This window comes from Ornithinibacillus scapharcae TW25 (assembly GCF_000190475.1).
Classification (GTDB): domain Bacteria; phylum Bacillota; class Bacilli; order Bacillales; family Amphibacillaceae; genus Ornithinibacillus; species Ornithinibacillus scapharcae.
In genome coordinates this window covers 35,381-46,690 of sequence record NZ_AEWH01000058.1, presented here as the reverse complement: position 1 = coordinate 46,690, position 11,310 = coordinate 35,381, and the positions used below count along the sequence as shown (strand labels likewise).

Sequence of the window (11,310 nt, the reverse complement as noted above, 5' to 3'; positions counted from 1 at the left end):
TATATAAGAGGGTATTACAACATGTATAAAGCGGTAAAACGAACATATTTTTAGCATTAATAATACTTGTACAGAAATTGTAAAGTTGAAAGTGTAAAAATAGTACTACCTTAATATTTCAACAGCAAAGGAAAGTGTTTAGATGCAAAGATATAAAAATAAAATCATGTTATATTTCTCAGCCTTAATCGGTCTGATTTCGGTAATTGTACATATTCTGCACAGAAATATTGGCTGGTTAGATACCTATTTAAGTATTTCGCCGTATCATACTTTACAGACCAATCACTATTTTCTTTAATTAATATCTTATTGACCATTCCTATTTTACTTGTAGTCATAACGGGCGTATTATTCAGAAAGGACCCAACCCACATTGCCATACCGTGGCTAGTAATGTTTTCATTGACATTTGGTAGTATTTCTATCATTGCAGGTGGCAATGGTATGGTAGAATATCATTTTTCTATTTTTATGATACTGGCAAGCTTAGTATATTTTGAGAATATTTATTTAATTATTGTAAGTACCGTAATTTTCGCTATCCAACATCTGCTTGGATATTTTGCTGTCCCTGAATTAATTTGTGGTACTGACAATTATCCATTCTTACTACTCATGATACATGCCTTTTTCCTTATTATTACTTCAACTGTAACCATTATACAGTTAAAAGCAAGGCAAAACTTTAATAAGATTATGATAGAAAAGGAAGAAAAGCAAAACTCTATCATAGCGGAATTAATGGAGAAAATTTCAACTACTTCTACCGAACTTCTAACAACCGTAAATAAGTTGGAAAAAGACGGCATAGATTCTAATAATACTTCGAATGAAATTAACAAATCTGTACAAAAGATGGTTTCTGGTACTTTACATCAACTGGAAGAATCCGAAAATAGCTTTACCATACTTGATAAAATACACATAGATGTACAACAAATTATTGAACAGACAACATATACAGTCGATTCCTCTAAGCGAACATTAGACCAGGCATACAACGGGAATGAAAGTATGTTAATTACGGAACAGATGATGAATCATATTAACGGTGCTGTTCAACAAATAGACCATGTAACAGATCAATTAAATCGTAATTCTAATCAGATGCATGATTCCTTATCTCAAATAAGCAGAATCGCAAGCCAAACCCATCTATTAGCACTAAATGCTAGTATAGAAGCTTCTCATGCAGGTGAGGCAGGAAAGGGATTTGCTGTTGTTGCTAAGGAAGTAAGAAAACTAGCAAATCAATCACAGCAGTATGCTACAATGATATCCAGTGTATTAAACAATTTATTTGAAGATACGAAGAACATGAGCACTGTTATGGATATGGGTAAAGAACAAGTTAATCGTGGAATTGAACAAGTACGATTAACTGGTGAACTATTTAATAAAATTGTTCTAGATATTAAAGATGTTGTAATGGAGACAACTAAATCATCACAGCTAACGAATGCAATTGAGCTTCAAATAGCTAATATTCAACAATCTTTATCTAACATGCAAAACGTTGCAACAGAAAATAACGCCGGAATTCAAAGCATATCGGCATCTGTTTCAAATCAACTAGAAACTACAGAAAAGTACAAAGAGGTAACAGCAGACCTTAAGGAGACGGCTATTTCTCTTATCAAACAGCTAAATACAATTAAAGATGAGCAGCTGCTGATTCACCAAGTGAAAAAAATCTAATAATTAGAAGTTACTTTCTTTATTCCCTCCCAAATTAAATAATACAGGAAACACACTCGCACTAAAATTTATTCATTTGTGCGAGTGTAACTATTTACATCTATAATATGTATATCCCTTCTCCTTCGATTAGATCCCGTTAGACATAAAATAAAGACTTGGGTAAAATTACTATATAATTACTAGGGGGGGTTAACGAGCGTGAAAGCAATTCTTGTGGATGATGAACCACTTGCATTAGATTTCTTAGAAATACAATTAAAAAGGGTTAGCAAGATTTCTATCGAAGGGAAATATAGCTGCTTCAACCTAGAGGAGAATAAGGAGCTAATAAAGCAAGTTGACATCGCTTTTCTAGATATTGATATGCCAAATGTAAAAGGAATCGAACTGGCAGCGGAAATGCTCCATATCAATCCAGATCTACTAATCATTTTCGTAACTGCTTATAATGATTACGCCACGGAAGCTTTTGAGCTTACCGCCTTTGACTATCTAATCAAACCAATTCATCTCGATCGTTTACGTAAAACTTGTGAACGAATTAATTCTACATTGTCTTCAAACATTACTTCTCCAGAAGCAATGGATAAAGATTTCATGATTCAAGTCGGGGGAGAATTAACATTTAAACTATCGGACGGTACAATTATTAGACCGGAATGGCGTACGTTTAAGGTAAAAGAGCTTTTCCTCTATCTACTCCACGAGAGAGGCAGAAGCATTTTATAATCTGAATTGGCTGAGTTGCTTTGGCCTGACATACTCCCTGAAAAAAGCCATTCACGTTTATATACAGCAATCTACCACATTAGAAAAGCGATAGCGCCTTATGATAATCATTTGTCGTTAGAAAGCACGGATGAAGGATACATACTTTATATAAAAAACTCTTCTATTGATTTAGTAGAATGGGAGCATCAACTTAGTTTATTACACCAGTTAAACTCTGAAAATATCATTCTATTTGAGAAAGCAATGGAGTTATACAGCGGTCCCTACTTAGGAAAGTACGACTATATATGGGCGGAATCGGAACGCTACCGGCTAGAACAACTTTACATCAATCATGCTCTACAAGCGGCTCGTTTTTATGAACAACAGGCAAATTATCAACAGGCTATTCAGTGGTATTTCAATGTATGTAATATGCGACCTGATCATGAGGAAGCAGTCCTTTCATTGCTAAAATCCTTAGACAGATTGGATAATTCCCCTCTTATCACCTACTACTATCAACAATTAGAAAAGGCGATGGCTGGATTACAATTAGAAGTAGATAAAGAGATTAAGGATTGGTATATGAAATGGATTAGAAAGTCTCCCGCTATCCAAGAGAAAAATTAAAACATTTACACGATGCTTCTACAAGTTCAACTGACTTGTGAGAAGCATCTTTTTTGTATTTTGGCATACCATTCAAGGTTTGGTTACATTTCTTTAGAGATTATCTTTTTTCACTCCTATCAATCTTGCCAATTCTTGTAATATCCTTTCCATAAGACTATTAACCATTTATAAACATGATGTTGTAGAGAAATTGTATAGATATAGGGACTAAACTGTAATAACTAGTTTATATAGGACTATAAACCTAGTTCTCTCTTTATATTCGGAAAGATTAGACAGATTTGGAGTGAAATACAGTGTATATGGAAGGAAGTTATAACTATTATATCGTTGCGCTCTCCGTATTGATCGCAATTTTAGCATCTTATTCAACCTTAAATATTACAGCAAAAATTTCCTTTGCACGTGGAAGAAATAAATATTTCTGGTTATTGGCAGGCTCAATAGTCATGGGAGCTGGCGTATGGTCAATGCACTTTATAGGAATGCTAGCATTTCATTTACATGTTTCCATGGAATACGATGTATGGCTCACCTTAATATCGATGTTAGCTAGTGCAGCATCCTCATTTATTGCCCTTTATATCACCATGCCTAAAAATATAAGTGCGAACAAAATAGCATTAGGTGGCTTTTTCATGGGGAGTGGAATTGTAGCAATGCATTATATTGGTATGAAAGCTATGATCATGCCTGTTACACTAACATATGACATAGGATTAGTAATACTATCCATTGTAATAGCGCTAATTGCCTCTTATGCAGCATTATTTTTGTTTCTTCGTTTTAGAAATCAATCTTCTTCCAGTTGGTTAAAATGGTTGTCAGCAATCATAATGGGATTTGCCATCTGTGGGATGCACTATACAGGGATGAAAGCGGCTAAGTTTCATAATAATTCAGGATTGATGGAGCACGAGCACTCCTCTGATCCTTTTCTTCTGTATGGCGTAACAATTACTATTTTTATTCTCTTGTTGATTTCATGGGGAGCGATATTCTTTGATCGGAATGTGTTAGAGAAAATGGCTTATCAAGATGCGCTAACAGGCTTACCTAACCGTCATGAAATGAATCGTTTTTTTGACCAGCATGTAGATGATGAAGTAATTGGAGTACTGTTCATAGACCTAGATCAATTTAAAGCAATAAATGACACATTAGGACATGATATAGGGGATATTCTCGTTCAAGAAGTTGCCTCTCGATTGCGACAGTTTATCAGTAAAGACCAGAAAGCCTACCGGATTGGCGGCGATGAATTTCTAATCATTGTGAAGCAATGTAACGAGGACCGAGCTGAAAAATTAGCGGAAGAAATTCTCCAAAGTATTAAGCAAGTATACTATATTGAGGGAAACCAATTATATATAACAGCTAGCGTTGGAATTAGTATTGGTCACGTAAACAACTCGACGATTCTTAAAACAGCGGATACAGCTATGTACAAAGCCAAAGGTTTGGGAAAGAACCGATATTGTATCTATAACGATGAAATGGGTAAGATAGAGGTTCGAAAGATGGAACTAGAGAGAGATTTGAGAAGAGCGCTTGAGAATAACCAGTTTTATCTCGTCTACCAGCCAAAATGGAATGTAGAGTCGAACGGTTTATACGGGTTTGAGGCGTTACTACGTTGGGAGCATCCTCGACTTGGAAGCATTCTTCCAGGGGAGTTTATTCCGATCGCGGAGGAAACTGGACTCATCATTCCTATTACTAGTTGGGTGCTAGAGGAAGCCTCTCTACAAAGTAAAAAATGGCAAAATCTTGGGATAGTCCATCCTATTTCGGTTAATCTTTCTGTACAACTTTTTCAACTAGATAATTTATCGGAATGGATTCATTCTATCTTAAAAAAAACCGGACTAGAACCTCAACTGCTCGAATTAGAAATCACCGAATCAATGGTACTATCTGACATCAAAGAAGTAATTTCTCAACTTCAGCGTATTCGAGCTTTAGGTGTGAAGGTCTCAATGGACGATTTCGGAACTGGGTACTCGTCGATAGGTTTACTAGATTTGATTCCGATTGATACACTTAAATTAGACCGGTTGTTTACCAATGATTTAGATAAACCAAGTAAACGTGCGATTATAAATGCTATTATTCTAATGGCTGATAACCTCGGACTAGATGTGGTTGCAGAGGGAGTCGAAAATCAAGATCATGTTAAATCATTAACCAACTTGGGATGTCATGTGATGCAGGGCTACTTCTATGGGAAACCTATGCAAGTATCTGAAATCGACGAATGGCTGAGAAAGCAGGCTAATCATGTAACCTACCAGTAACTTATAAATGGAATTCCAAGTATAATGACATTAACAACCCATTAAAAAACACTCACCTAAGGTATATTTACTTTAGGCGAGTGTATGCTAACATATTAACTATTAGGAATCCTCTTCTTCCTTAACCTCCGCGATATATGCTAGTTCACCTGTAACTGCAATTCGATTTCGGCCGTCAGTAGTACATGTAATGAGCGTTACTTCCTTTTTACCTTCTCGATCGGAAACTACCTCTACCTCGGTCGGTTCTATCTCGTTTATTTCTTTAACCTTATAAACATATTTATTACCCTGGGCATGCAGGAAAATCTCATCGTCTTTCTTAACTTCAGGCAAGTTAAGAAAATAATCTTCATTCAAATAGCCTCTATGTCCAGCTATTGCGAAGTTCCCTTTACCTACTACTTGATTTGGTTTTAATTGTGTTAATGCGATACTCAAATTCAATTCGTTTGTTTCAGTAAGAACTTTCTCTTTCAAGTCAATAGAGGGGATTTCCAATTCTATTACGTTTCTAAGCTCTTCATTAGAAAATGTACTATCAATTTGCTTTTCAAGTTTACGGTTAGAACTAGATTCGTAATTAGTTTCCATTAGTTCCCCCTGTTCTTTAATCAGCTCTAAAGCTTCTTCTAACGCTTGACTGTCCCTGCTTTGTTTCCATCCATCGTATATAGGAATGGAAAGAAGGATGAACCCAATGAGAAGTAAAGTAATACCTAGTACTAATTTTCTACCAATCATGTTAGCCCATCCTTCCCTTCTATGTTACACTTCTGATTTTGGTTGTCTTCTTAATACATATGCCCCCATAATGATCGAGAGTAGGCCAAGTAAAATCATATACTGATACTTATTCTGACCTGTTTGGGGTAGCTTAGAAAGCCCACTATCTTCATCACCGGATACAGAACCATTCTTACCACCTGTCAATTGATTTCCATTGCTTGGATTTTTTGATGGATCCTTCTGTGTACCTCCACCATTTCCACCTTGTGAAGGAGTGGACGGTTTATTCGGTTGATCAGGACCAGAAGGTGGGTCAGTTGGATTTCCTGGTTTATTTGGATCTACCGGTGGCTCTCCAGGTTTGCCTGGATCACTTGGATCCACTGGTGGTTCACCTGGTTTATTCGGATTACTTGGGTCAACTGGTGGTTCACCTGGTTTATCTGGATCACTTGGGTCATTAGGTGTTCCTGGATCTTCTGGATTCTCTGGCGGTGTTATACCTCCGCCTCCAGTTGGAGCTTTCGTATTTTTAACAACTATCTCTAGCGTTTCTTTCTGGTCGACAGTAATCTCAAATTCTACTGGTTCCGTCAATTTCCTGTAGCCTCTTGGTGCTTTTGTTTCCACTAATTTGTAGTTACCGGGTGCTAGATGATTAATTTCTATTTTACCTTCATCATCAGTCACAAGATTAGTAAGAATCACATGACCTTCCAGATTCTGAAGATTGAATTCAGCACCAGATAATGGTTTATTGTTCTTGCTATCTACTTTTGTAATAATCACATGACCTTTTGCCTTGTTTTCTACAGTGAGCTGTAGAATTTCTGTTTGACCTTTTTCTATCGTAAATTTAATTGGTGTTTTGTCAGTTTCATAGCCTACAGGTGCTTCTACTTCTAAAAATTGATAGTCACCTGGTACCAAGTTATTTAAGATAATCTGTCCATTTTCATCAGTTTGGTGCTGGCTTAACTCGGTTCCATTCTCATCTTGTAAAGAAAATGTTACATCCCCAAGTACTTTTGTTGAATCTAAAAAGTCTATTTTCGTTAGTTGAACGGCACCTAATTGAATTTCATTCTCAAAGCTAATTTGTACTGTATCCGATTTGCCTTTTTCCATGGTGAATTCTTTAGGTGTTGAATCCAGGATATAGCCAAATGGTGCTTTTGTTTCTATCAATTGATATGTGCCTGGCTGTAAGTCAGAAATAATAATCTCACCGTTTTCATTTGTTCTTAGTCCAGATTGGAGTTCAGTTCCCTTACTATCTAGAAGTTTAAATTCCGCACCTTCTAAAACAATTAGCGGATTCCTTTCATCCACTTTTCTTAACAGGACAGAACCCGTTTTTAAATTAACCGCCCTAACCTTTACCATTTCAGTATTTTTCTCACCAATAGTAAAGTTAATTGGGGTATCATCAAGCTGATAGCCAGCTGGTGCAGTTGTTTCAATAAAACGATACACACCAGGTTCTAGATTGTGAACCTCCACAACTCCTGTTTCATTTGTTATCAGATTGGTCTGGACCGTTTCATAGCTATCTCCTGACTTTTTTTCTAAAGAGAAGACGGCTCCTTCTAGTGCAAGGTCTTCTTCATCAACTTTCTTCAACTGGACAGCATAGATAATTTTCTTGTTTTCAACAGTTTCCACATTGCCCGGTTTCTCTTCATTATCCGCTTCGAATGGTTGGTCTATTGTTACGTCTCTATCAGCAATACCAACATATCCTTCTGGGGCTAAAACCTCTCTTAGGATGTAGTCACCATATAACAGACGATCAAAGAAGACTTTACCATTCTCATCTGTTATCTTAGTGGCAAGAATTGCACCGCTCTCAGGGTCGATTAAGGAGAACGTCGCACCTGGCAACAGTTTTCCATCTGCGGCATCCTTTTTCACTACAGTCAGATTACCTAGCTCCCCAGTTCCACTACCAGCTCCACCAGTCCTCTTTATCTCAATCAACTTGCTAGAAGGAGCTTGTGTTACGATATTTTTACCACTAAATTCCGCTTCATTTTTAACGTTAGTACCTGCAGCAGCAATGATTCGTGTTTGGTACTCCAGTATATATGGCTTATCTACCTTCGTGTTGAAAACTAATGTAAATGAATCAGGGTTTTCTGTAAACGTGACCTCATAATCCGTTCCCTTTTCTAATTCATTTCCCTTTTCAACTTTCCCATTGCCAACTACCCGAGCCTCATATAGCTGTAATGAGTCATGTATCAGTACTTGGTGTTCATCTAATGTATCAGTAATTTTCGCTTCTTCCACATCGGACTCGGCAAAATTAATATCAATTTTCCAGTCAATTACTTTGCCCTTCTGTACACCAGATTTATCAATGTACTGGCCACCAAATGGTGTAGTTACCGTAGCGCTCAATTCTGTTACCTTATTTTCGGCGTCTAGGAGTGTTGCTGTATTTTTATATTCTTTTGCAACTAGGTCGACTCCATCGACAGATGTTTTGTATTCGATTTTATAAGGTGTGTTGATGGAATTTTTGAATTCAATTCGGAAACTATTCTCAGTTGGGTAGGAAATTTCATAATCCTCTCCTTCAACCGCTTCACCTAACTCGACACCGTTACTACCACCGGTTAAAGACATTTTATACACAACGAGGGAGTCTGTTACTAGTTTTTGATTTCCTAGAATAGTGTCCTCTACAACGGCTTTACCGAGTGTTTTTAGGTTGTAGTTAATGCCCACATTCCAAGTAATTTCTTTACTCACTGCATTATAAGAACCGTTCTTAAAACCGTTAGATTGTGTATAGTCATCCGGAGTGAAAGCTGCTCTTGCCGATAAGTTTCTCTCTTGCCCTCTTGTATCCTTCCAGGTCATATCCACCTTATTTTCCAAGAAGTTTAATTCCTTATTTGACCTTGCATCATAGTCAAATTCCGTTTTATATTGAATGACAATTTCCTTTTTAATTGTTTTATTGAAGCTGATTGTAAAACCATCAGCGTCTTCCACTACTTCATAATCCTCGTTAGCGGAAAGTTTGACTCCACCTTCTGTTACTTCCAATGTGTTTGGTTTAAATATTAGTCCGCCATTTGTGAACGTATCCTTGATTATTACATCGTCCATTTCATGCTGATCCCTATTCACACGGATTGTCCAGCCAATTTCCTTACCGGCATAGTCCGGAGTTCCATGGCTCTTGAATAGAATTTGTGGACTAATTTTCCGACCAGCTCCTACCCATACATCATGTGTACCAGAAGCAACTTCATTTTTGATCTCTTCTTCTGTATATACACGATCTATCGATGTTGTCTTATACGTAATCTTATACGCTTTATTGATAGATTGATTGAATGATAGTTCAAAACCGTTCTTTCCTTCTTGCGTTTTCTTTTCCACCGTATAGTTCGTAAAAGGACTTTCACCAGTGACCCTACCTGTTTCAGGATCAATTGTCACTTCTTTTACCGTGATAGAACCCTCCACCAATTCCTGACTATCAGTGAAAAAGTCTTTTAAGAAAGCCTGACCTTGAGCTATATTTTTCTCATTATAGTTGTAACGAATTTCCCATTCAATGGATTGCTCTAGTCCATTATAATTTTTGGCTTCCTTCTCCAGTGGCTTCCCACGTTGTATAGTTACCTCCGCAGTGGCACTTGAATCAGCCTGATCCTTAGCAGACATTGTCGCTCTATTAGAGAACTTCGTCATATCTTGATCAGTTATGTTCGTTTCGTAAACCACCCGGTAGGCCGAATTAATATTGCCTAGGTTCAACGTAAAATCTTCTGTACCAATTTGATTGGCAGATACTTCTTCCCCGAGTTCAACACTACCATTCCATTTTGTCTTTAATTTAAATAGTTTAATGGAACCTTCTTTTAATTCCTGCCCATTTTGAATTAAATCGATTAATTGTACACCAGTTAACGTCTTAAGGTCCTTGTTAAAATCAATCGTCCATGTAATGGTTTCACCGTTATATACACGATTCGGTATGCCCTTTTTCTCAATTGAAGGTCCACCCGGATGAAAGTTAACAGGAATTGTTGCAGATTCCTTTCCTTCAATTGGTGTAATGATAATCTGACCGTCCTCAATAATTGTCTCACTATCAATTTCGGTCCAAACTTCTAGATCACCATTTATGTTGGAATAATTGGTAATAACATCTGTAAACTCAATAGTAGCAATTCCATTCATGTTAACCGTTAGATATCCAATAACCTCGTTATTAAAGTACATTTCCTGACGAATCACTTCATTGTAAACCTTTAATTGTTGTGGTAATTGAAACGTAAATACAGCACCTCCCCTATACGGATGACCATTTGCTAGTGCCCAAGTATAGGTAATGCCGATAAGGGTTTCCTTATCCACAACATCGGTGCTTTCATTATTTTTTTCGAACTCTAACCCATAACCAGTTAATATATTTTCTGGGATAATTTGCGGTTCTTCGGAGGAGCTTTCGTCTCCTTCTTCTTCACTAACAGGCGTAGGTTCAGCTGTCTCCTGTTTCGTTACCTCGTCATCAATAGCAGCTTGCTGGCTAGGGTTCTGTTTTTCTTCTAATGATACATTTAGCTGGGCAGGGTGCACTGCTGCTACATCAAAAACCCCATTCGCAGACTTTTTATCTAAGATGGATTCATTAAAATGAACATTAATTATCGATGAGTTTTCAGTAACCACATACGAACCAACTTCTACATCATCAAAAGTTAATGTTCCATTTTGAGGTTGTTCGATAGAGACGGTTTCAGGAACAATCGCTGTATAGATTTCACCAGGCTCAACATTCACATCTTGAACCGACCATGCCACTCTAACAATTGCCTCACTGGCACCATCCTCTGTGAAAACATCACCATTGGTGTCTACTACCGATACACTTCGTATGACACCCGCATCATTAGCTAATACCTTACCTTGAAACGAAAAGGCTGGTAGGATCGTTTCTAGGATAAGAATGAATGCCAATAATATGTACAGTTTTCTTTTCACTCTACATTCTCCTTTCTTAAAGATACGAATAATATCTTATAGTTCCGTTCTCTACAAAATCTCTACAAATTTTAAGAAAGGATGAAAGTTATAGACTACTGTTTATCAATTTGAAAAAGCCTCTCAGAGTTCCAATCACGAGAAGCGTATTTCACTACTGTATCATTCAAACCCTTTACACAACTCCAACTAAACAGTGTAATCTTCCCAAGTAACCCATAAAATA

Annotated in this window: 6 protein-coding genes; 4 read left to right on the top strand and 2 right to left on the bottom strand. The window is 37.0% G+C overall.

Annotated elements, in window-relative coordinates:
* The first annotated feature begins 447 nt into the window (after positions 1 to 447).
* From G5W_RS0115495 to G5W_RS0115485, 4 genes are all read left to right on the top strand, one after another.
* The gene (locus G5W_RS0115495; protein ID WP_010098079.1) at positions 448 to 1,701 is read left to right on the top strand and encodes a methyl-accepting chemotaxis protein; all 1,254 of its coding nucleotides are present in this window, start codon (positions 448 to 450) and stop codon (positions 1,699 to 1,701) included.
* A 201-nt stretch (positions 1,702 to 1,902) separates the two neighbouring features.
* Entirely contained in the window at positions 1,903 to 2,433 is a 531-nt protein-coding gene (locus G5W_RS22950; RefSeq protein WP_050801687.1) for a LytR/AlgR family response regulator transcription factor, read from the top strand.
* 15 nt (positions 2,434 to 2,448) lie between these two features.
* On the top strand, positions 2,449 to 3,048 hold the full coding sequence (locus G5W_RS22945; RefSeq protein ID WP_157998056.1) for an AfsR/SARP family transcriptional regulator: 600 nt from the start codon (positions 2,449 to 2,451) through the stop codon (positions 3,046 to 3,048).
* Between the two features lie 305 nt (positions 3,049 to 3,353).
* Positions 3,354 to 5,348 carry a bifunctional diguanylate cyclase/phosphodiesterase gene (locus tag G5W_RS0115485; RefSeq protein ID WP_033445727.1) on the top strand — a complete coding sequence of 665 codons (1,995 nt, stop codon included), beginning with the start codon at positions 3,354 to 3,356 and terminating at the stop codon, positions 5,346 to 5,348.
* Positions 5,349 to 5,450: 102 nt separating this feature from the next.
* On the opposite strand, the gene G5W_RS0115480 is transcribed toward G5W_RS0115485, so the two are convergent.
* Positions 5,451 to 6,092, bottom strand: coding sequence for a class D sortase (locus G5W_RS0115480; RefSeq protein ID WP_010098075.1), 642 nt, complete (start codon positions 6,090 to 6,092; stop codon positions 5,451 to 5,453).
* A gap of 24 nt (positions 6,093 to 6,116) precedes the next feature.
* Positions 6,117 to 11,084, bottom strand: coding sequence for a SpaA isopeptide-forming pilin-related protein (locus G5W_RS21365; protein WP_010098073.1), 4,968 nt, complete (start codon positions 11,082 to 11,084; stop codon positions 6,117 to 6,119).
* Between the last annotated feature and the right edge of the window lie 226 nt (positions 11,085 to 11,310).